Source organism: Janthinobacterium sp. GL_088, from assembly GCF_057837845.1.
This window is the reverse complement of the sequence record NZ_CM174453.1, coordinates 4336312-4357006: the sequence shown is the minus strand read 5'-3', so window position 1 is coordinate 4357006 and position 20695 is coordinate 4336312. Positions and strand designations below refer to the sequence as shown.

Sequence of the window (20695 nt, the reverse complement as noted above, 5' to 3'; positions counted from 1 at the left end):
CTCCTTATGCGCCGCTGGCGCGCGCAGCGGCCACCAGCACTTGGTCGCCCGGGCGCACCTTGGCCGCGCCGGAGACGATGACTTTATCGTGCGGTCCGAGGCCGGACAGCACGATCTGCTTGTCGCCCCGCAGGCCGCCCAGTGCCAGTTTGCGCGGCGCCACCTTGCCCGCCGCGTCCACGACGAACACCATCTTTTTGTTCTGGTCGCTGAGTATGGCGGCGTCGGGCACCAGCAGGCGCTCCTGCGCCGCGCCGACGGGGATGCGCACGCGCGCAAAGCTGCCCGGCATGATGGCGCGGTCGGCGTTGGCCAGGCTGGCGCGCAGGCGCACGGTGCCCGAGCGGGCGCTGATTTCGTTGTCGACAAAGTCCACGCTGGCATCCTGCGCGGGGCCGCCGCCGTCGAATGCCAGTAGCACCTTCGATGGCAGTTTGCTTTGCTGGCGCAGGCGCTGGAAATCCGCTTCCGACAGGTCGACCATGGCGCGCACGGGGCTGTGCGCGACGATGGTGGTCAGTATGCCGCTTTGCGCCGCGCCGCCGGCCACGTAGTTGCCGACATCGACGCGGCGGTCCGACACGGTGCCGGCGATGGGCGCGCGCATGGTGGTAAAAGACAGTTCCAGTTCGGCGCTGCGTAATTCGGCCTGGCTCAGCATGACGGCCGCCTGCGCGCCTTCCAGTTCGCCGCGCGCCCGTTCCAGCTCCTCGGTGCTGGCTGCGCCCGTTTGCTGCAGCCGGCTGCTGCGCTCGAACTGGGCCGTGGCCAGCTTGCTGCGTGCATTGGCCTGGGCCAGGCCGGCCCGGGCACGGTCGCGCGCCGCCGCGAAGGGGCGCGGGTCGATGACGAACAGCGCATCGCCGGCCTTGACCTGCTGGCCATCGCGAAAGGTGATCTGCTGCAAATAGCCCGACACGCGCGAGCGCACTTCCACGCGCTGCGACGGTTCGATGCGGCCCGTGTAGTCGAGGGTCGCCTGCACCATCGACGATTCGGGCAGCGCCACGGACACGGTGGGCTTGGGCGGCGGGCCGCCAGGCGCGGCCTGGGAACGGCCGCAGCCGGATAACGTGGCGTTGCAGGCCAGGGCCAGCAGCAGTAACAGCGGGACGGGCAGGGACGGGATCGGACGATGGCGCATCATGCGGGGTCTCCAGAAGGCGTGGGTGGCTTGGCCAGGGCGCGGCCGAGCGCGAAAATGGCCAGCGCGGCGAGCACCAGCGCGCTGGCCACGCCAAAGGTGGCGTGCATGCCGCCGATCATGGCGGCTGGCGGAGCACTGGCGATATCGCTGATGCCGGCAGCGAAGACGGCGCCCATCACGGAGGCGCCCGTGACGAGGCCCAGATTGCGCGACAGATTGAGCATGCCGGAGATGACGCCGCGCTGCTCGGGAACGATATCGCCCATCACGGCCGTATTGTTGGCTGCCTGGAACAGTGCATAGCTGGCTGTGAGCAGCATGATCGGGACGACATAGCCGGCAATGCCCAGGCTGGCGGGCAGCAGGGCCAGTGCCAGGCAGGCGCCGGCTGCGCCGCACAGGCCCGCGCCGCCCATGCGCTGCGCGCCGTAGCGGTCCACCAGCCAGCCGGACGGCACGCCGCAGAACGCCGCCACCAGCGGTCCGGCTGCCAGTACCATGCCGGTGGCGGCCGTGCCCAGGCCCAGGCCGCGCGCCAGATAGAAGGGGCCGACCACCAGGGTGGACATCATTACCGTCGAAACCAGCATGCTGGTCGCCAGGCCGGCGCTGAGCACTGGCGCGCGCAGCATGGCCAGGCGTATCAGCGGCGCCGGCGCCTTCAGTTCGACGCGGACGAACAGGATGGCGCCCACGCAGGCGGCCAGCAGCAGCGCCACGTTGCGCGCGCCGAAATGGCCGCGGCCCAGGGTCATGGCCAGCGCATAGGCACCCAGGGTCAGCGCCAGCAGCACGGTGCCGCGATGGTCGAAGACGGGCCGTCTGGCGTTGGTGCCGCGCTGGTCCGCCGGCAGGTAGCGCCAGGCCAGCAGCAACGCCACGCCGGCCAGCGGCACGTTGACGAGGAAAATGGCTGGCCAGCCGAAGCGCGCGATCAGCAGGCCGCCCAGCGCGGGGCCAAGCGTGGTGCCGACGGCGGACATGGTGCCGAGCAGGCCCATGGCGCTGCCCGTCCTGGCCTTGGGCACGGTACTGCCGACGAAGGCCATGGTCAGCGCCATCATGACGGAGGCGCCAAGTCCCTGCAGGGCGCGCGCGGCAACCAGCAGCCACAAGGTGGGCGCCAGGGCACACAGGATGGAAGCAAGGGCAAACAGCGCGATGCCGGCCAGCAGCAGGCGGCGCCGGCCGACCATGTCGCCAAGGCGGCCCACGCTGACGATCAGGGCGGTGATGGCCAGCAGATACGCGAGCACGATCCATTGCACATCCTGGAACGGCGCCTGCAGTGCTCTCGCCATGTCGGGCAAGCCCACGTTGGCGATACTGGTGCCCAGCGCGGGCAACAGCATCGCCAGCGACAGGCAGGCAAGCGCGCCGCGCACGGGGCGCGTGGCGCTACCGGCTTCGGTGGCTTGCTGGTCGGGTAGCGCGGGTTTTGAAGGTGGTTGCATGGCGTGGCGGATCCTCGAATAGGGTCACCACATGGTACTGAGGGATCTGGCATGGCGGAAGACGCATCATTTGCATTGTGTTATTGCGTTTGACGCCATGTGAGGAGCATTGCCTTCGGACTTCAATCTGAGTAACCCTGCATATCGTCCGCCGTATCGTGACGGATGCCCCACCACGGCAAATACGCATGGTTTTCGCCGCGCGCGCGGAACCAAGGCTTGTCGTGATTGATGGGCCGTACCTTGTCCGGCGGCGACACCAGCACGCCCGTGACGCTGGCAGGATCGCTGGTGCCGGCCACCAGCACGGGTTTGCCGACGTGGTTCGCATGGGCGATGCCCAAGGCCACGTTGGTCAGCGCCGTGCCGGCGCCCATTTCACCCAGCAAGACCGGCGTATTGAAAGTCTGCGGCAGGAAGTCGAAGTTGGGTATTTCCAGCGTCAGCGCCTGCGCCAGCTGGCCCAGGCGATCGGAGGAGGTGAGCAAGGTCTGGTTGGCGTCGTGGATGACGTAGCCAATATCGGTCTCCGTCTTGCCGCCCTGGCGCGCCGCTTCGGCAAATAGCGCCTGCCAGGCCTGCACGGCGCGCGGCGGCTGGTCCTTGCTCAGTTCAAAATCGGCCACATTTTTCGTGGCCGGATAGCCTATCCACGCCAGCGCCGCCCGCTCCGTTTTGTAATCAGGGCCGGCCAGCACCAGCAGCGCCAGGTTTTCATTGATCTGCATGGTTTTCGGCCGGCTCGGCGCATCCCAGTTCATGACCCATACGGTTTGCTGCGGATGCGCTTCCAGGTAGGCCAGCGCGGCTTGCAGCGAGATGAAGCCTGCATTGTTGCCGCCCAGGGTGATGCGCACATCGGGTGGGGTGGCGCGGGTCCAGAGGGTGGGGAAGTGGGTGTTGCCGATGTCGAAGTTGCTGATAATTTCATCTTTTATTGTCTGGTGAACTTCTGGCGGATCGAATTTCCCTTCAGGCAGGGCATACTCCACGCGGATGCCGGCCAGTTCGCGCCAGTTCTGTTTTTGATCCTTGGGGTAGACGTGGTAGAAGTAGGTGGGGCTGGAAAAATAGATATCGTGGAAATTGCTCATCAGTTCTTGTAAATACTTATGGTGGTAACCCTTGAACGTTTCCCTGCCATTGATATCGTGAGCAATGGGGGCGACGGCCTGCAAGGTGCTGAAGCCCCTGGGATCCGTCCTGACCATATCGTCATTTTCGTTGGGCTTGGCCAATCCCAACGTCCATAGCAGCTGCCACTCGGTCGGATAGTCGAGCCGCTGCAGCGGATTGAGCCACTGCAGACCCACCACTTGCGCTCGGAAGGGAACGTGGGCCGTGCTTGCTGGGAGAGCGTCTTCTTTCTGCGCAGGCTGCACGGCGCAGGCCGTCAATAGCGTAAATAGGGAGAAAGCGGCGAGCATGGGTAGCGCAAGGAACTGTTTCATGAGTTCTCCAGGTGAATGGATAGTCTGGTGACCTGCATAGCTTGACCAGTTGAGCCAGAGCGCAAGGCAAATGACAATGAGAGATGCGGCGAGCGCCCAAGCCAGTCGCTGGCGCGGCGTGGCAATGAACTTACGCACCGTCGGTCCTCAGCGCAAAGTTGGTGGAAATGTCGGCAGGCCTGGCATTCTGGCGCTCGTCAACGATGCTTTCTGGTTTTTTGGCGGGGCTATCTTTATCATTTGCCCATTCAAATAGAGGTACTCCTTTAAATTTCCCCTTGTTGTAGTACTCGAAAAATTCTTTGTTTTTGTCGGTATTCTCCAGTCCCCTTAGTATTTGCCAATCCGCCGCGACCCTTAATTCGCGCAACGCCTCCTGCCTGATCGTGCACACCCCCACCGCCACGTCATACGCCAGTGCCTTTTGCGCATGCTCGGGATTGGTCATGATGGTCGAGTGATCGGTGGCGTGGGTGTCGATGTTGGCAGCCAGGTAGTTCTGAATTTCCTGCTTGCGCCAGGCATTGAATTCCTTGCTAGCCTCCTCCGGCTTGTCCACCGCCGTCACAGGCTTGCCTTTTTCGACCAAGCCGTCGCGCCTGGCCTGCATGCGCAGCATGGCGTTCTGTTCATAGCGCAGCGCCGCCTCGGTTTGCGCATCGCCCTTGCCCTGGGAACGGTAGGGCGCATACGCGCCATCGGCTTCGGCGGCGCGGTCTATGTGCAGGGAGTCGGCCGGGGCATCGCAGCCTTCGTCAAACTGGTCGCTGATGTCGGCAAAGCGCTTCGAGTGCGGCAGGAATGCCTCGGGCAGCTTGGGCGCCTTCATCGGCAGCCGCCAGGACTTGGGCGGCAGGGCGTTGATGCGCGTGCCGGCTGCTTTGGAAAGCACGATGGCGATGGGCGCGAACAAAAAGGTCAGTATCTTGCGCCCGATGCCTTTGCCGGCCCGCATGCCCTTTTTGATCGAGTACTCGGCGACAAGTGAACGCGGGTGCCAGAAATCGAGGCTGTCCGGCGTCAATGGCTGGCCATTGCGCTGCCAGATATCGTAGTCCTTTTCATTTTCCTGGCCGACAAGGTGGTTTTGCGCAAACACGCGCTGGGTGAAGACGCCGTCGCCGCCCGTATCGGCAATTTCCTGTGCCGACATGCCGCGCCAGCCTATGCCTTGCACGGGCGTGGCGGAAATCACCTGGTCGTGCGGATTGAAATACAGGGTGACCCTGCCATAGGTAGAGTCCTGCAAGCCATAGTCTGCGCGGTCGAACGCGGCCGTATAGCTATCCTTGCGTTCAGGCTTGCGATTGGCACTGCACTCGTCGACAAAGGCGGCATCCTGCTGCATTGCCGAGCGGGTGCGCAGGATGTTGAAAAACGTTTTCAAGGTTTGCGTGCGCGCCGCATACTTTTGCCGGCCCGTGTTGCCGTGCTCATCCGTCAAATGGCCGCTGACCCAGTTTTCCGTGAAATTGCTGTTGAGCAGGCTGTAGGGCGGGTTGCACAGTACGTAACAGTCGGCCACGGCGGAAGCGCCCAGCGTCTCGCCGAGAAAGGCGGCCGCCATAGCCACCATATTGCCCTGGCTATGGCAGACGATGGTGACGGGCGCGTCGTGCTGGCACGTCCTGATCGATTGCACGAGCCGCGCCAGGCGCCAGGCGGCGAACACAAAATACGGGCGTGGCGGACAGGCATACACTTGCCGGTCATTCGTCGGGTTCATGTGCTGGATATGCATCCACAGGAACAGTTCTTCCGACAAACCCTTGCCCCACAGATCAGGCAGGGCGCTGCAGCCGTTGGCGAACGGTCCGCCGCCCCAGTAATTCTTTTCGTTGAGATAGATGCCGTCGCCAAACGCCTGCAATTCCTCGCCGTTGGCCTTGTAGTCCCAGCGAAAGCGCATCACGGGCGAATTGGCGTCGTCCGCTTGCAGGAAGGTGGTGGCATTGCGCTTGGGATTGAGGAAGCCGTCATCCGTTAATTCGGGTGCGTAAGTGGCGGCCAGCATCTGCCCGGCGGCCGGGCCGGGGATTGCCAGGTCCTCATCGCGGCGTTTCAGGCGGGCATTCAGGCCTTCGCACAGGCCTTGTTCCGCCTGCTCATACCATTCACCGTCGGAATTGACGCCGTGCACGAAGATGATGATGCCGGGACGCGGCAAGCGCGTGACGGCCTTGAGCAGCGCATGGCTGAACAAGGTCGTGCCTTCGGCTTCGGCGAGCAGGATGCAATTGCTATCGAGCGTAGGGTCGGGCGACATGCGGGCGCTCCGTCAGCGTTAAGCAGGAAAAGGCGGCGCCAAAGTGAACTCAGGCAATCTGCACTGTATGTGGATTGCCTGAGGTAGGACTTGCGTGGTGTCAAGAAAGGAGTTGCGAGGGGCGGGGATTGCCGGGGAAATCAGATCGCGTTCAGCGGTATTTTGAGGTAACGCACGCCGTTGTCTTCCGGCTCGGGCAGCTTGCCCGCATTGATGTTGACCTGGATGGCGGGCAGGATCAAGGTCGGCATGTCGAGGGTGGCATCGCGGCTGGTGCGCATGGCCACGAATTGGTCTTCCGTGATGCCGTCGCGCAAGTGGATGTTGCCTGCGCGCTGTTCCGCCACCGTCACTTCCCAGCGCGCCTCGCGGCCATTGGGCGGGTAGTCGTGGCACATGAACAGCCGCGTTTGCGGCGGCAGCGACAGCAAGCGCTGCGCGGAGCGGTACAGCAGGGCAGCGGAACCGCCGGGAAAATCGCAGCGGGCCGAGCCCACGTCCGGCATGAACAGGGTGTCGCCGACAAAGACGGCGTCGCCGATCTGGTACGCCAGGTCGGCCGGCGTGTGGCCGGGCACGTGCAGCGCGCGCACTTCCAGCTTGCCGATATGAAACACCTGGTCGGGCGCGAACAGCTGGTCGAATTGCGAGCCGTCGGCCCTGGCGTCATCCTGGTGGTAGACGGCCGCGAACGCCTGCTGCACCGTCTGGATGGCGGCGCCGATGGCCACGTCGCCGCCCAGCTGCTGCTGCAGGTAGGGCGCGGCGGAAAGGTGGTCGGCATGCGCATGGGTTTCCAGCAGCCAGCGGCACTGCAAGCCGTGTTCGCACACGAAGGCGATCACCTTGTCGGCCGAAGCGGTGGACGTGCGGCCCGCCTTGGGATCGTAGTCGAGCACGGAATCGATGATGGCGCAGTCGCGGCCATCGGCCTCATACACAACGTAGGTGACGGTGGCGGTGGCGGGGTCGAAGAAAGCTTGGATTTGTGGAGTCATCACGGCGGCAAGGGACGGGCAAGGGAAGGGCATTATATCGCCAGAGTTCGCTAAAAAAATGCTGAAAATGGACATTTAACATGCGAAAAACAGATAAGCGCCCGTCACAGTCGTGCGCACCCTGACGCTTGCTGCATGGTAACCTCATTCTTCCAAGGAGGAATTCATGAACGATATCACTGCACGCAGCGAACAGTACCGCGGTTTTACGATTTCCGTGACCCCGCAAAAGGATAACGACGATTTATGGGATTTTACCTACCGCCTGCAGCGTGAGGGCGAGCCGCAGGCGCAGGCGATCACGCGCAGCCGCACCCTGGGCGGTTACGCGGCCCCCGAGACGGCTTGCACGGCTGGCCTGGAAGTAGCGAAGACGGAAGTGGATAATCTGCTGCGCCCTTGAGCCAGCGTAAATCGTTTAGCCCGAAAGTGAGCGGACTACGGCTGGCGCGTGAAACACGTCGCTGCCAGTCGCGCTTCATGCTACGATTTCCACTATTGAGTCAGTCACGAAGGAGGCACCCCATGGATAGCAGTTCTAAAATTCACTATAAAGGCTGGGAAATCGTTCCCCTGGCCGTGCCCACCACCGATGGCAAATGGTCGGCCAGTTGCGATATCGAACGCGCCACCGCGGAAGGCCTGGAAGTATTCGAAGGCTCGACCATGCAATTCGTGCGCGACGACGAGGACGGCGCGATTGCCGCCGCCTGCGAAGAAGCCGTGCGCCAGATCGACAATATCATCGCCAATCCGCTGGTTAGGCTGGCCTAGTTTTACTTCGAAATATCACTCTCAGCCGGCGCTCGCCGGCTGTTTTTTTTATTCCCGCTCTTTTTCTGCCTGTTGCATGTTTCATTCAATGTTTCAAAATGAATTTTTTGAAACAATTATGAAACATTGTTGACGCCAAACGGACATCGCTGTTCCCTCGCGTGACAGCCACGCTGCGTGGCCGCTACAGCCGTTTGCTCGCCTTTTCGCTCTGCAACAACGGGTTTTTCCTCTGGTCGAAGGGTCCTGGCACGGCATTTGCAATACCCATGCTCATAGCCACTCCGTGAAACATTCGGGACCATCCGAAACCCATAAGGTGAACACATGACTCAATACTCAGCAGGTGCCGCATTCCGCAAGGCCGTCCAGGAAGAATCCCCGTTGCAAGTCGTCGGCGCCATCAACGCCAACCACGCCTTGCTGGCCAAGCGTGCCGGCTACAAGGCTATCTACCTGTCCGGCGGCGGCGTCGCGGCCGGCTCGCTGGGTTTGCCCGACCTGGGCATTTCCAGCCTGGACGACGTGCTGACCGATATCCGCCGCATCACTGACGTGTGCGACCTGCCGCTGCTGGTCGACGCCGACACGGGCTTCGGTTCGTCCGCCTTCAACGTGGCGCGCACGGTGAAATCGATGATCAAGTTCGGCGCGGCCGGCCTGCATATTGAAGACCAGGTGGGCGCCAAGCGCTGCGGTCACCGTCCTGGCAAGGAAATCGTGAGCAAGGAAGAAATGGTCGACCGCATCAAGGCCGCCGTCGATGCGCGCACGGACCCGAATTTCGTCATCATGGCGCGCACCGATGCGCTGGCCGTCGATGGCCTGGAAGCGGCGTTGGAACGCGCCGTCGCCTGCGTCGAAGCGGGCGCCGACATGATCTTCCCGGAAGCCATCACGGATCTGGACATGTACGCCACCTTCGCCAAGGCCGTCAACGTGCCGATTTTGGCCAACATCACGGAATTCGGTTCCACGCCGCTGTTCACGCTGGACGAATTGCGCAGCGCGCACGTGGGCCTGGCCTTGTATCCGCTGTCCGCCTTCCGCGCCATGAACAAGGCGGCGGAAAACGTGTACCAGGCGCTGCGCCGCGACGGCACGCAAAAGAATGTCGTCGACACCATGCAGACGCGCATGGAGCTGTATGAATCGATCAATTACCACGACTTCGAGCAAAAGCTCGATGCGCTGTTCGCCGCGCAAAAGAAATAAGCAGAAATAAGCAAGAAGCAGGGGCCGCATGCCGGCCCCGCAGTGACGCAACCGAGACTAGTCAATTTTTGGAGAAATCAATGAACGCACCGCAAGCCGCCACTTTCAAGCCTAAAAAATCCGTCGCCCTGTCCGGCGTCACCGCCGGCAACACGGCGCTGTGCTCGGTCGGCAAGACCGGCAACGATTTGCATTACCGCGGCTATGACATCCTGGACGTGGCCGACAGCTGCGAGTTCGAGGAAATCGCCTATCTGCTGGTGCACGGCAAGCTGCCGACGTCCGCCGAACTGAAAGGCTACAAGGCCAAATTGAAATCGCTGCGCGGCTTGCCGTCGGCCGTGAAGCTGGCGCTGGAAGCGCTGCCGGCCGCCGCCCACCCGATGGACGTGATGCGCACGGGCGTGTCCGTGCTGGGCTGCACCCTGCCGGAAAAAGACGACCATAACGCGCCGGGCGCGCGCGACATCGCCGACCGCCTGATGGCGTCGTTCGGCTCCATGTTGCTGTACTGGTACCACTACAGCCATAACGGCAAGCGCATCGAAGTGGAAACGGACGACGACTCGATCGGCGGCCACTTCCTGCACCTGCTGCATGGCGAAAAACCGTCGGCGTCGTGGGAAAAGGCCATGCACACATCGCTGATCCTGTACGCGGAACACGAATTCAACGCCTCGACCTTCACCAGCCGCGTCATCGCCGGCACGGGTTCGGACATCCACTCGGCCATCACGGGCGCCATCGGCGCGCTGCGCGGCCCGAAACACGGCGGCGCAAACGAAGTGGCGCTGGATATCCAGAAACGCTATGACAACCCCGATGAAGCGGAAGCGGATATCCGCGAGCGCGTGGCCAACAAGGAAGTGGTGATCGGTTTCGGCCACCCCGTCTACACGATCTCCGACCCGCGCAACGTCGTCATCAAGGAAGTGGCGCGTTCGCTGTCGCAGGAAGCCGGCTCCACGAAAATGTTCGACATCGCCGAGCGCCTGGAATCGGTCATGTGGGAAATCAAGAACATGTTCCCGAACCTGGACTGGTTCTCGGCCGTGTCGTACCACATGATGGGCGTGCCGACGGCGATGTTCACGCCGCTGTTCGTCATTTCGCGCACTTCGGGCTGGGCTGCCCACATCATCGAGCAGCGCATCGACAACAAGATCATCCGCCCGAGCGCCAACTACGTGGGCCCGGAAGATCTGGAATTCGTGCCGATCAAGGACCGCAAATAATGAGTACTGCATTGACTACCCCGATGAATACCCTGCACCGCAAATCCTTGCCGGGCACCCAGCTAGACTACTTCGACACGCGCGCCGCCGTCGATGCGATCCAGCCAGGCGCCTACGCCACCTTGCCCTACACCTCGCGCGTGCTGGCCGAAAACCTCGTGCGCCGCTGTGACCCGGCGACATTGAATGCTTCGCTGAGCCAGTTCATCGAACGCCGGCGCGACCTCGATTTCCCATGGTTCCCCGCGCGCGTCGTCTGCCATGACATCCTGGGACAGACGGCCCTGGTCGACCTGGCCGGCTTGCGCGACGCCATCGCGGCCCAGGGCGGCGACCCGGCCCTGGTCAACCCGGTCGTGCCGACGCAACTGGTGGTCGACCACTCGCTGGCCGTCGAATGCGGCGGTTTCGACCCCGACGCCTTCGCCAAGAACCGCGCCATCGAAGACCGCCGCAACGAAGACCGTTTCGACTTCATCGACTGGACCAAGAAAGCCTTTAAAAACGTTGACGTGATCCCGCCCGGCAACGGCATCCTGCACCAGATCAATCTTGAGCGCATGTCGCCCGTGATCCAGGTGCAGGATGGCGTGGCCTATCCCGACACCCTGGTGGGCACGGATTCGCATACGCCGATGGTCGACGCGCTGGGTGTGATCGCCATCGGCGTGGGCGGCCTGGAAGCGGAAAGCGTGATGCTGGGCCGCGCCTCGTGGATGCGCTTGCCCGACATCATCGGCGTCAAGCTGACGGGCAAGCCGCAGCCTGGCATCACGGCCACGGACACGGTGCTGGCGCTGACGGAATTCCTGCGCAAGCAGAAGGTCGTCTCGTCCTACCTGGAATTCTTTGGCGAAGGCGCGTCGCACCTGACCCTGGGCGACCGCGCCACGATTTCCAACATGGCGCCGGAATTTGGTGCCACGGCCGCCATGTTCTACATCGACGCGCAAACCATCAAATATCTGAAACTGACGGGCCGCGACGACGAACTGGTGAAACTGGTGGAGCTGTATGCCAAAGAAACGGGCCTGTGGGCCGACAGCCTGGTCGACGCGCAGTATGAGCGCGTATTGAGCTTTGACCTGTCGTCCGTCGTGCGCAATATCGCCGGTCCGTCGAATCCGCACAACCGCGTGCCGACGTCTGAACTGGCCGCGCGCGGCATTTCCGGCGTGGTGGAAAACGAGCCGGGCAAGATGCCGGACGGCGCCGTCATCATCGCGGCCATCACCAGCTGCACCAATACGAACAACCCGCGCAACATGATCGCCGCCGGTTTGATCGCGCGCAATGCGAACCGCCTTGGTTTGACCCGCAAGCCGTGGGTGAAATCGTCGCTGGCGCCCGGCTCGAAAACCGTGGAACTGTATCTGCAGGAAGCGGGCCTGATGCCGGAGCTCGAAACATTGGGCTTTGGCGTCGTGGCTTTCGCCTGCACCTCGTGCAACGGCATGTCGGGCGCGCTCGATCCCGTCATCCAGGAAGAAGTGGTGTCGCGCGACCTGTACGCCACGGCTGTCCTGTCGGGCAACCGCAACTTCGACGGCCGCATCCACCCGTACGCGAAGCAGGCTTTCCTCGCCTCGCCGCCGCTGGTGGTGGCCTACGCGATCGCCGGCACCATCCGTTTCGATATCGAGAAGGATGTGCTGGGCCATGACGCGGACGGCAAGCCGATTTTGCTGAAAGATATCTGGCCTTCGGACGAGGAAATCGACGCCATCGTCGCTTCCAGCGTCAAGCCGGAGCAGTTCCGCAAGGTGTACATTCCGATGTTCGCCGCGCAGGCGGACGACGGCGTCAAGGTCAGCCCCCTGTACGACTGGCGTCCGCAGACGACGTATATCCGCCGTCCGCCGTACTGGGAAGGCGCGCTGGCTGGCGCACGCCCCTTGAAAGGCATGCGTCCGCTGGCCGTCCTGGGCGACAACATCACCACCGACCACTTGTCGCCATCGAACGCCATCATGCTCGATAGCGCGGCCGGCGAATACCTGGCGAAGATGGGCTTACCGGAAGAAGATTTCAATTCCTACGCCACGCACCGGGGCGACCATTTGACGGCGCAGCGCGCCACGTTTGCCAATCCGACCCTGAAAAACGAGATGGTCATCGAGGACGGCAAGGTGAAGGCCGGTTCGCTCACGCGCATCGAGCCGGAAGGCACAATCTCGCGCATGTGGGAAGCCATCGAGGTGTACATGGAGCGCAAGCAGCCATTGATCATCATCGCCGGCGCCGACTACGGCCAGGGCTCCTCGCGCGACTGGGCCGCCAAGGGCGTGCGCCTGGCCGGCGTGGAAGCCATCGTGGCCGAAGGGTTCGAGCGCATCCACCGCACCAACCTGGTGGGCATGGGCGTCTTGCCGCTGGAATTTCTGCCTGGCGTGAACCGCAAGACGTTGGGCCTCGATGGCAGCGAAACCTATGATGTCGTAGGCGAGCGCACGCCGCGCTCCACCTTGACCCTCGTCATTCATCGCAAGGACGGCGAAACGCTCGAAGTGCCCGTTACCTGCCGCCTCGATACGGCGGAAGAGGTGTCGATTTACGAGGCCGGCGGCGTGCTGCAAAGGTTTGCCCAGGATTTCCTCGAGTCGTCCAAGGCCGCGTAAGCACTTCGTCATTCACCGGGTGGCGTGCAGGCGCGCGCTGCCCGGCTTTTCAGGAAACCCCATGACCCAGACCCCTCAAATTAAAATTCCCGCCACCTACATGCGCGGCGGCACCAGCAAGGGCGTGTTCTTCCGCCTGCAGGATTTGCCCGCCAGCGCGCAAGTGCCGGGTGCGGCGCGCGATGCGCTCCTGCTGCGCGTGATCGGCAGCCCCGACCCCTATGGCAAGCAGATCGACGGCATGGGCGGCGCCACTTCCAGCACCAGCAAGACGGTGATCCTGGCGAAAAGTAGCAAGCCGGAACACGACGTCGACTACCTGTTCGGCCAGGTCTCCATCGACAAACCGTTTGTCGACTGGAGCGGCAACTGCGGCAACCTGTCGGCTGCCGTCGGTTCGTTCGCCATTGCCAGCGGCCTGATTGACGCCGCTCGCGTGCCTGCAAACGGCATCGCCACGGTGCGCATCTGGCAAGCCAATATCGGCAAGACCATCATCGCCCATGTGCCCATGACGAATGGCGAAGTACAGGAAACCGGCGATTTCGAACTCGATGGTGTGACTTTCCCGGCCGCCGAAGTAAAACTGGAATTCCTCGATCCGGCCGCGGAGGAAGAGGGCGGCGGTGGTGCCATGTTCCCGACCGGCAACCTGGTTGATGACCTCGACGTGCCCGGCATCGGCGTGTTGAAAGTCACGATGATCAACGCCGGCATCCCGACGATTTTTGTCGATGCGGACGCCATCGGCTACACGGGCACGGAACTGCAGGACGCCATCAATGGCGATCCGGCCGCGCTGGCCCGTTTCGAGACCATCCGCGCACATGGCGCGCTACGCATGGGCCTCATCGCACATCTTGACGAGGCGGCGAAGCGCCAGCACACGCCGAAAGTGGCGTTTGTCGCCAAGCCGGCCGGCTATGTCTCATCCAGCGGCAAGCAGGTGGCAGCGGGCGAGATCGACCTGCTGGTGCGCGCCCTGTCCATGGGCAAACTGCATCACGCCATGATGGGCACGGCCGCTGTCGCCATCGGCACGGCGGCGGCCATCCTCGGCACCCTGGTCAACCTGGCGGCCGGCGGTGGCCCCCGCAATTCGGTGCGCTTCGGCCACCCGTCCGGCACCCTGATGGTGGGCGCGGAAGCGGCGCTGGCCGATGGCGTGTGGAGCGTCACCAAGGCCATCATGAGCCGCAGCGCACGCGTGCTGATGGAAGGGGTTGTGCGCGTTCCCGGCGACGCGTTTTAGGAAAAATACGCAGGCGGATGGCACGCAGGCGATGCACACAAGCGGTGGCCAGGCCAGTTCGGCCAGGCCCCGATACAAGAATGCACGCATACCGGAGGAGACATGGATTTCGCAGCATTTTATCAACGCTCGATCGACACGCCTGATGCTTTTTGGCGCGAGGAAGCGGACAAGATCGACTGGCATACCCCGTTTTCGCAAGTGCTCGATTATTCCCGCCCGCCGTTCGCCAAGTGGTTTGTCGGCGGCACCACCAATTTGTGCCACAACGCCGTGGACCGCTGGGTGGATAGCCAGGGCGATGCCGCCGCGCTGATCTCCATTTCCACCGAGACGAACACGGAGCGCAGCTACAGTTTTCGCGAACTGCAGCGCGAAGTGGAGCGCTGCGCCGCCATGTTGCTGTCGCTGGGCGTCGTCAAGGGCGACCGCGTACTGATCTACATGCCGATGATCGCCGAGGCGGCGTTCGCCATGCTCGCTTGCGCGCGCATCGGCGCCGTGCATTCCGTGGTGTTCGGCGGCTTTGCCGCCAACAGCCTGGCCAGCCGCATCGACGATGCGCAGCCCAAGCTGGTGTTTTCCGCCGATGCGGGTTCGCGCAATGGCAAGGCGATTGCCTACAAGCCGCTGCTCGACGAAGCCATCCGCATCGCCGCGCACAAGCCGCAGCAGGTATTGCTGGTCGACCGCCACCTGGTGCCGATGGAACTGACGCCGGGCCGCGATGTCGATTACGCGACACTGCGCGAGCAGCACCTGGACGCGCAGGTGCCCGTCACCTGGCTCGAAGCGAACGAGCCGTCGTATGTGCTGTACACCTCGGGCACGACGGGTAAACCAAAGGGCGTGCAGCGCGACGTGGGCGGCTACGCGGTGGCGCTGGCGTCGTCGATGCAATACACGTTTTGCGGCAAGCCCGGCGAAACTTTCTTTGCCACCTCGGATATCGGCTGGGTGGTGGGCCATTCCTACATCGTGTACGGCCCGCTGATCGCCGGCATGGCCACCATCCTGTACGAGGGCTTGCCCATCTGTCCCGATGCCGGCATCTGGTGGAGCATCGTCGAGAAATACAAGGTCACGCGCATGTTCTCGGCGCCGACGGCCATCCGCGTGCTGCGCAAGCACCCGGTGGAACTGATGCGCAAATACGACCTGTCGTCATTGAAGGCGCTGTACCTGGCGGGCGAACCGCTCGATGAAACCACCTCGCAATGGATCGCCGATGAGCTGAAAGTGGACATCATCGACAACTACTGGCAGACGGAGACGGGCTGGCCGATCCTCTCGGTGGCGAAAGGCGTGGCGGACACGCCGACGCGCCTGGGCAGCCCCGGCCTGGCCATGTACGGCTACCAGGTCAAGCTGCTCAACGAAGCGACGGGCGAGGAGTGCGGCGCGAACGAGAAGGGCGTGCTGGTGCTGGATGGCCCGCTGCCGCCTGGCTGCATGCAGACGGTCTACGGCGACGATGCGCGTTTCGTCGACACCTACTGGTCCACTTTCAGCGGCCGACAAGTGTATTCCACCTTTGACTGGGGCGTGCGCGATGCGGATGGCTATTACTTTATTTTGGGCCGCACCGATGACGTGATCAACGTGGCCGGCCACCGCCTGGGCACGCGCGAAATCGAGGAAAGCATCACCAGCCATCCGAACGTGTCGGAAGTGGCCGTCGTGGGCGTGGAGGACAAGCTCAAAGGCCAGGTGGCGATGGCGTTTGTGATCCTGAAGGACCCGCAGGGCTTCGACAGCGTTGAAGCGAAAGCGGTGCTGGAGCGCGAAGTGATGGCCGTCGTCGACCGCCAGCTGGGTGCCGTGGCGCGGCCCGCGCGCGTGCTGTTCGTGCCGCAGCTGCCGAAGACGCGCTCGGGAAAATTGCTGCGCCGTTCGATCCAGGCTATCTGCGAAGGGCGCAGCCCGGGCGACCTGACGTCGATGGACGACCCGGCCGCGCTGCAGCAAATCCAGGCAGCGCTGGCGTAAACGCCCAATTGAAAGCGAAGTTTATCAATCGATAAATTTCGCTTTCAAATCCGGTCGCTTTCCTTGCGCACGACCCTGCCCACGATCAGGCATTCATTGCCACGGCACAGCTTGCGGTGGTATTTGCGCTGGTCGGGGTTGTCCGACGTCAGCCACCATTCGCCGATATCGCGCGCCATGCGCTTGACCACCGGCTCGCCTTCGTAATTGATGGCAAACACAATGCCATCGGCCGGCCGGTTGTCGGCCGTATTGATGATCACCACGTCGTCCTCGTACAGGGCCGGCTCCATGCTCTCGCCCTTGACCTTGATCGCCACCAGTTTTTCTGGGTGGTAGCCATTGCGTTCGACCCAGCTGCGCGGCACGCTGATGGTGCTGCCGTCGTGCGTTTCCGGTTCGATGGCAAAGCCCGTGATGCCTGCCGACAGGCGCAGTTTCACCTTGCGGATCGGGTAGAAGCGTTCATCCTCGCCATCTTCCACCACCACGGCCTGCACGCCGGCCAGTGCGCGTGCCGCCAGCGCCGCCTGGTCGGGCGCCGCGCCCTGGTCGAAATACATGCTGCCCAGCTGCAAGTCCGCTTCCAGCTTGCGCGCGATCTTTTCGCTGAAGGCGCGTCCCTCGCGGTAGGTGGGCGAGAGGATTTGCGAGATGCGCGCCTCGCTCCAGCCACTGACGTCGGAAATTTTCTTGCGCGTGTTGTCGTAGTGTTCGCGGATCAGGGCCAGCAGGCGGTCGCGTCTGTATTGATACATATTCATCTCCACATTAAACCTGAAATTTACCGTTTGATAAATTACCAAATGCTTGACTTTAACATTAGCGATTGATAAAGTCCACTCGTTGCCTGTCGCAAACGCACTACAGCGTCTGCCGGTTGGCGACACCACGGGAGGTCAGGCAGATGTTGAACAGCAGTCAATTGGTGGAAAGCAGGACGGCGCCACGTCAGGGGCGCCAGTTACAGGGACGCAGCAAGAAGTCGCAGCTGCATATCGCCCGCATCGCGCAATACATCCGCGAGCAGGGCCAGGCCAGCGCGGCGCAGTTGTCCGCTTTGTTGGGACTCGATGCGGGCACCATGAGCCGCTATTTGCGCCACATGTGTGGGATGGGACAGATCCACCTGGCGCAGCGCCACTGCACGGAACCGGGGCGCCAGCGGCCCGCCCTGTACGGCTTGGGCGAGCAGGATGACGAGGTCGATGGCTGGGCCGAACTGCCGCCGCAAGTGCGCCGCACGGCCAGCTGGACACGCGGCACGGCGCGCCGCGATCCGCTGGTGGCGGCGCTGTTTGGCCCGGCACAGAACAACGATTAGTATCAACGAGGAGAAATCATGGGGTTTGCAGAAAAATTCATCGCATCGCTGTCGTCGCAGAACTTGCGCGACGATGCCGTCCACCACGACCTGGACGTGATCGCGGCCGCCGCGCTGGCCGGTGACATGGGCGCCTTGCTGTGCCGCGTCAAATATGCGGACGGCACCGTCAGCCGCCTGTTCGAAGGCAATGCGGGCAACCTGGCGCAGTTGCTGCGCGCCTGGACGGCGGCCGTGACGCAGAAGGGCCGCGCGCGGCGCTGGGTCAAGGCGCACACTGCCTGGGATACGCAGGCAGCCAATACCTTGTACCGCCGCGTGGCCGAAGCGTCGCTCGCGCATTGGCTCGACAGCAAATGCAAGGTTTGCCATGGTACGGGCGTCGTCGCTGCCATGCAGGCCGGCGCACCTGTCGTCTGCCAGGCTTGCCACGGCGGCGGCGAAGCGGCCATCAGCTGCTCCGGCGGCTTCGAACTCGAACGCATCAAGGACATGGTCAGCGAACTGGAAGGCATCTTCCAGTCGCACGGCGCCCGCGCCATGCGCCGCCTCGGTCACTAAAAAGTTTTTGCAATATGCCCGGCGATGAAAAAAAGCCCCCTAGAATAGAGTCTCGATCACGCAGCAACTGCAACACAGCGAATAGCGCAGTACACCACATGCTTCTCCACTCGTAATAGACGCGCTTCCAGCGCGACACCGATAGGGGAACTCAGCGCAGCGAACGGCCTTCATGGTCCCTTCGCCCACCTTCCATCCGGCATGGCCCCACGCCATCCGGACACCAGCCCGCCGCCTCACCGCGTGCGGGTTTTTCATATGTCTTCCCGATTATTCGCAGTTCCCTCCCCAAGACCGCCGCTGGCGGTCTTTTTTTATCCCACGAAAGGTTTTACAACTATGGCATCGACAGCAAACGGCATCGACAGCTTGATCGTTATCAGCAAACAAAGCGCCGAAGGCAGCAAGGCCGCCGCCGGCGGCGGCCAGATTTATCCCCGCGTCACGGCCACCTTCGACACGGAAGCGGACAAATACGCGAGCGCCGAAATCGACGCCAGCCAGCAGCAGGGCGATACCCGCCTGGGCAACTTCCGCACCACGGGCGCCATCAAGGCCGAAGCAGCTTGCGGCACGTATGCGCCGCTGATGGCGGCGCTGCTGCGCCGCGACTTCACGGCGGGCGGCGTCGCTGCCGCGCAAACAACCATCGCGGCCGCCGCCTCCGGCCTGACCCGTAGCGCCGGCTCCTGGCTGGCGGAAGGTTTCCGCGCCGGCAGCGTTGTGCGCATCACCGGCATGACGGCGCCGGCCGCCGCCAACAACGCGAAGAACTTCTTCGTCACGTCGGTCACGGCCACCAACCTGAATGGCCAGTTCATGGACGGTACGGTCATGATCGTCAAGGCGGCTGGCGATTCGGTCGGCGTGGCGGCGGTCGGCAAGCGCAGCTTCACCCCGTTGACCGGTCATACCACCGACTGGTTCACGGCCGAAGTGCAGGATCCGAAGATCGGCGTGCACCGCAGCTTCGTCGATCAATTGGTCAGTAAGATGGATATCGCCGTGCAGCCGAACGGCATCACCAGCCTGGACTTCACCCTGATGGGCAAGGCGGAAGGCCCGACCACGGCCGTACCGTATTTCCCCACGCCGCTGGCCGCGCCGGGCACCGGCAAATTCTCGGGCGCCACGGCCATGCTGTCGGTGAACGGCATCCCGTCGCAGATCTGCACCGGCATGTCCGTCTCACTGGACGGTCAGGTCAAGGTCGATCCGGTGATCGGCTCGAAGTACGCCACGGCCGCCTCGCGCGGCAAGGTGATGGGTTCGGGCCAGTTTACGGTCCTGCTGCAGGACGCTACCTATCTCGACTACTTCAAGTCCGAGACGGAAATCCCGCTGGCCTACGCCATGGCGTCGGGCACGGCGCCGACCGCTGACGTGCTGGCGCTGGCCATGGGCCGCATCAAGATCACCTCGGCCAAGATCGACGACGGCGAGAAAAACAAGATCGTCACCTGCGCCTTTGACGTCCTGCGCTACAAGGGCACGGACGCGCAGCATGAAGCGACCACCTTGACCATCCAGGACAGCGCGCTGTAAGCGGCTAGCGCCTGCACCGGGGCCGCCTTCGTGGCGGCCTTTTTATCTTTAATTCATCCAGAAAGCAGCACATATGAACAACGCACAAAAAATCCAGGCAGGTTTCGACATCGGCAACATCCACGCGGCGGCTACTCCCGTCACCTTCGACGTGCCCGTCATTTTCGACGCGGATGGCGAAGCGGTGGCCGGCCTGACCATCGTCGGCAAGAACAGTGAGCAGTATCGCGTCGCCAACAACGCCGTGCGCGCCGAAGGCTACAAGAAGTCGGCACGTCGCAAGACGGCCATCGACGCCTCCACCGACGAAGGCGCGGAACTGCTGGTGCAAGCCATTGACGGCAACCAGAAACGCCTGGCACTGGCCGTGGTCACGGGCTGGTATGGCTTCACGAGCAACGGCGCACCCGTGCCGCTCGATCCGGCGCTGCTGGAGGCGGCCTTTGAAAAATACCCGACCTGGCAGGAAAAAGTGACCACCGCGCTGGAAAACGAGTCGAATTTTTTGAAACTCTGACGGCCAGCCTGCTGCGCTACGCCGGGCACCAGTTCGAGCGCGGCGCGCGGGCGGCCGATGGCCATGCCAAGGGCGAGCATATCGACGCCGCCCGGCGCCATCCGCTGTACCGCGCACCGCCCGAGGAGGCGATGCCGCCGATGCCGTTCGAGCTGGCCCACGTGTGGGAATGGTTCGCGCAATTGAACCGCAAGCGGCAGAATGGCATGGCCGTCAACCCCATCGCCAGCACGGAAATCCTCGCCTGGCAGGCGCGCCACGCCATCGCCATCGAGCCGTTCGAGCACCAGTTGCTGGACCAGCTCGACGCGCTGTTCTTGTCGTACCAGCATGCGGCGGGCTGACCCGC

At 63.2% G+C, this 20695-nt stretch carries 18 protein-coding genes; 12 read left to right on the top strand and 6 right to left on the bottom strand.

Annotated features, from left to right (window positions below; all coding sequences use genetic code 11):
* Positions 1–4 precede the first annotated feature (4 nt).
* The 5 genes from AC3IQ7_RS19410 to AC3IQ7_RS19390 form a co-directional block, all read right to left on the bottom strand.
* Positions 5–1147, bottom strand: a complete 1143-nt coding sequence (locus AC3IQ7_RS19410) for an efflux RND transporter periplasmic adaptor subunit (protein ID WP_489207074.1) — start codon at positions 1145–1147, stop codon at positions 5–7.
* Positions 1144–2601 carry an MFS transporter gene (locus tag AC3IQ7_RS19405; protein ID WP_489207073.1) on the bottom strand — a complete coding sequence of 486 codons (1458 nt, stop codon included), beginning with the start codon at positions 2599–2601 and terminating at the stop codon, positions 1144–1146. Before AC3IQ7_RS19405 ends, AC3IQ7_RS19410 begins: the two co-directional genes overlap by 4 nt.
* 122 nt (positions 2602–2723) lie before the next feature.
* Complete coding sequence (locus tag AC3IQ7_RS19400; protein WP_489207072.1) at positions 2724–4052, bottom strand: hypothetical protein; 1329 nt, start codon at positions 4050–4052, stop codon at positions 2724–2726.
* A 130-nt stretch (positions 4053–4182) separates the two neighbouring features.
* Positions 4183–6318: a T6SS effector phospholipase Tle3 domain-containing protein gene (locus AC3IQ7_RS19395; protein WP_489207071.1), complete on the bottom strand. Its 2136-nt coding sequence runs from the start codon at positions 6316–6318 to the stop codon at positions 4183–4185.
* A 140-nt stretch (positions 6319–6458) separates the two neighbouring features.
* Positions 6459–7316, bottom strand: coding sequence for an MBL fold metallo-hydrolase (locus tag AC3IQ7_RS19390; RefSeq protein ID WP_322427801.1), 858 nt, complete (start codon positions 7314–7316; stop codon positions 6459–6461).
* A 166-nt stretch (positions 7317–7482) separates the two neighbouring features.
* Here AC3IQ7_RS19390 and AC3IQ7_RS19385 point away from each other — a divergent pair, with 166 nt between their 5' ends.
* From AC3IQ7_RS19385 to AC3IQ7_RS19355, 7 genes are all read left to right on the top strand, one after another.
* On the top strand, positions 7483–7719 hold the full coding sequence (locus tag AC3IQ7_RS19385) for a hypothetical protein (protein ID WP_099378769.1): 237 nt from the start codon (positions 7483–7485) through the stop codon (positions 7717–7719).
* Positions 7720–7841: 122 nt separating this feature from the next.
* Complete coding sequence (locus tag AC3IQ7_RS19380) at positions 7842–8090, top strand: hypothetical protein (RefSeq protein ID WP_100873472.1); 249 nt, start codon at positions 7842–7844, stop codon at positions 8088–8090.
* Between the two features lie 327 nt (positions 8091–8417).
* On the top strand, positions 8418–9305 hold the full coding sequence (gene prpB, locus AC3IQ7_RS19375) for a methylisocitrate lyase (protein ID WP_034783951.1): 888 nt from the start codon (positions 8418–8420) through the stop codon (positions 9303–9305).
* 80 nt (positions 9306–9385) lie between these two features.
* Positions 9386–10540 carry a bifunctional 2-methylcitrate synthase/citrate synthase gene (gene prpC / locus AC3IQ7_RS19370; protein WP_100873471.1) on the top strand — a complete coding sequence of 385 codons (1155 nt, stop codon included), beginning with the start codon at positions 9386–9388 and terminating at the stop codon, positions 10538–10540.
* A gap of 23 nt (positions 10541–10563) precedes the next feature.
* Entirely contained in the window at positions 10564–13158 is a 2595-nt protein-coding gene (acnD, locus tag AC3IQ7_RS19365; protein ID WP_489210486.1) for a Fe/S-dependent 2-methylisocitrate dehydratase AcnD, read from the top strand.
* 61 nt (positions 13159–13219) lie between these two features.
* Complete coding sequence (gene prpF, locus AC3IQ7_RS19360) at positions 13220–14410, top strand: 2-methylaconitate cis-trans isomerase PrpF (RefSeq protein WP_099378771.1); 1191 nt, start codon at positions 13220–13222, stop codon at positions 14408–14410.
* 102 nt (positions 14411–14512) lie between these two features.
* A complete protein-coding gene (locus tag AC3IQ7_RS19355) occupies positions 14513–16399 on the top strand; it encodes a propionate--CoA ligase (protein ID WP_489207070.1) in 1887 nt (628 codons plus the stop codon).
* A gap of 44 nt (positions 16400–16443) precedes the next feature.
* Here the strand turns inward: AC3IQ7_RS19355 and AC3IQ7_RS19350 are convergent, their stop codons facing one another.
* Positions 16444–17157 (bottom strand): S24 family peptidase, encoded by a 714-nt coding sequence (locus AC3IQ7_RS19350; RefSeq protein ID WP_099378773.1) that lies wholly within the window; start codon positions 17155–17157, stop codon positions 16444–16446.
* Between the two features lie 149 nt (positions 17158–17306).
* Between AC3IQ7_RS19350 and AC3IQ7_RS19345 the strand changes: the two genes are divergently transcribed.
* The 5 genes from AC3IQ7_RS19345 to AC3IQ7_RS19325 all read left to right on the top strand — a co-directional run bounded on the left by AC3IQ7_RS19345 (position 17307) and on the right by AC3IQ7_RS19325 (position 20690).
* Positions 17307–17723, top strand: coding sequence for a FeoC-like transcriptional regulator (locus AC3IQ7_RS19345; protein WP_489207069.1), 417 nt, complete (start codon positions 17307–17309; stop codon positions 17721–17723).
* 18 nt (positions 17724–17741) lie between these two features.
* Positions 17742–18284, top strand: a complete 543-nt coding sequence (locus tag AC3IQ7_RS19340; protein ID WP_489207068.1) for a hypothetical protein — start codon at positions 17742–17744, stop codon at positions 18282–18284.
* 339 nt (positions 18285–18623) lie between these two features.
* A complete protein-coding gene (locus tag AC3IQ7_RS19335; protein WP_489207067.1) occupies positions 18624–19829 on the top strand; it encodes a phage tail tube protein in 1206 nt (401 codons plus the stop codon).
* Positions 19830–19902: 73 nt separating this feature from the next.
* Positions 19903–20346: a hypothetical protein gene (locus tag AC3IQ7_RS19330; RefSeq protein WP_034751875.1), complete on the top strand. Its 444-nt coding sequence runs from the start codon at positions 19903–19905 to the stop codon at positions 20344–20346.
* Positions 20280–20690, top strand: coding sequence for a phage tail assembly chaperone (locus tag AC3IQ7_RS19325; protein WP_489210484.1), 411 nt, complete (start codon positions 20280–20282; stop codon positions 20688–20690). Before AC3IQ7_RS19330 ends, AC3IQ7_RS19325 begins: the two co-directional genes overlap by 67 nt.
* Positions 20691–20695: the final 5 nt, after the last annotated feature.

What these genes read in the sequence shown, in the direction of transcription:
- AC3IQ7_RS19335 (WP_489207067.1), top strand. Translation starts at nt 18,624, where the DNA reads ATGGCATCGACAGCAAACGGCATCGACAGCTTGATCGTTATCAGCAAA.
- AC3IQ7_RS19330 (WP_034751875.1), top strand. Translation starts at nt 19,903, where the DNA reads ATGAACAACGCACAAAAAATCCAGGCAGGTTTCGACATCGGCAACATC.
- AC3IQ7_RS19345 (WP_489207069.1), top strand. Translation starts at nt 17,307, where the DNA reads ATGTTGAACAGCAGTCAATTGGTGGAAAGCAGGACGGCGCCACGTCAG.
- AC3IQ7_RS19405 (WP_489207073.1), bottom strand. Translation starts at nt 2,601, where the DNA reads ATGCAACCACCTTCAAAACCCGCGCTACCCGACCAGCAAGCCACCGAA.
- AC3IQ7_RS19400 (WP_489207072.1), bottom strand. Translation starts at nt 4,052, where the DNA reads ATGAAACAGTTCCTTGCGCTACCCATGCTCGCCGCTTTCTCCCTATTT.
- AC3IQ7_RS19380 (WP_100873472.1), top strand. Translation starts at nt 7,842, where the DNA reads ATGGATAGCAGTTCTAAAATTCACTATAAAGGCTGGGAAATCGTTCCC.
- AC3IQ7_RS19355 (WP_489207070.1), top strand. Translation starts at nt 14,513, where the DNA reads ATGGATTTCGCAGCATTTTATCAACGCTCGATCGACACGCCTGATGCT.
- AC3IQ7_RS19340 (WP_489207068.1), top strand. Translation starts at nt 17,742, where the DNA reads ATGGGGTTTGCAGAAAAATTCATCGCATCGCTGTCGTCGCAGAACTTG.
- prpF (WP_099378771.1), top strand. Translation starts at nt 13,220, where the DNA reads ATGACCCAGACCCCTCAAATTAAAATTCCCGCCACCTACATGCGCGGC.
- AC3IQ7_RS19350 (WP_099378773.1), bottom strand. Translation starts at nt 17,157, where the DNA reads ATGTATCAATACAGACGCGACCGCCTGCTGGCCCTGATCCGCGAACAC.
- AC3IQ7_RS19395 (WP_489207071.1), bottom strand. Translation starts at nt 6,318, where the DNA reads ATGTCGCCCGACCCTACGCTCGATAGCAATTGCATCCTGCTCGCCGAA.
- prpC (WP_100873471.1), top strand. Translation starts at nt 9,386, where the DNA reads ATGAACGCACCGCAAGCCGCCACTTTCAAGCCTAAAAAATCCGTCGCC.
- AC3IQ7_RS19410 (WP_489207074.1), bottom strand. Translation starts at nt 1,147, where the DNA reads ATGATGCGCCATCGTCCGATCCCGTCCCTGCCCGTCCCGCTGTTACTG.
- acnD (WP_489210486.1), top strand. Translation starts at nt 10,564, where the DNA reads ATGAATACCCTGCACCGCAAATCCTTGCCGGGCACCCAGCTAGACTAC.
- AC3IQ7_RS19385 (WP_099378769.1), top strand. Translation starts at nt 7,483, where the DNA reads ATGAACGATATCACTGCACGCAGCGAACAGTACCGCGGTTTTACGATT.
- AC3IQ7_RS19390 (WP_322427801.1), bottom strand. Translation starts at nt 7,316, where the DNA reads ATGACTCCACAAATCCAAGCTTTCTTCGACCCCGCCACCGCCACCGTC.
- prpB (WP_034783951.1), top strand. Translation starts at nt 8,418, where the DNA reads ATGACTCAATACTCAGCAGGTGCCGCATTCCGCAAGGCCGTCCAGGAA.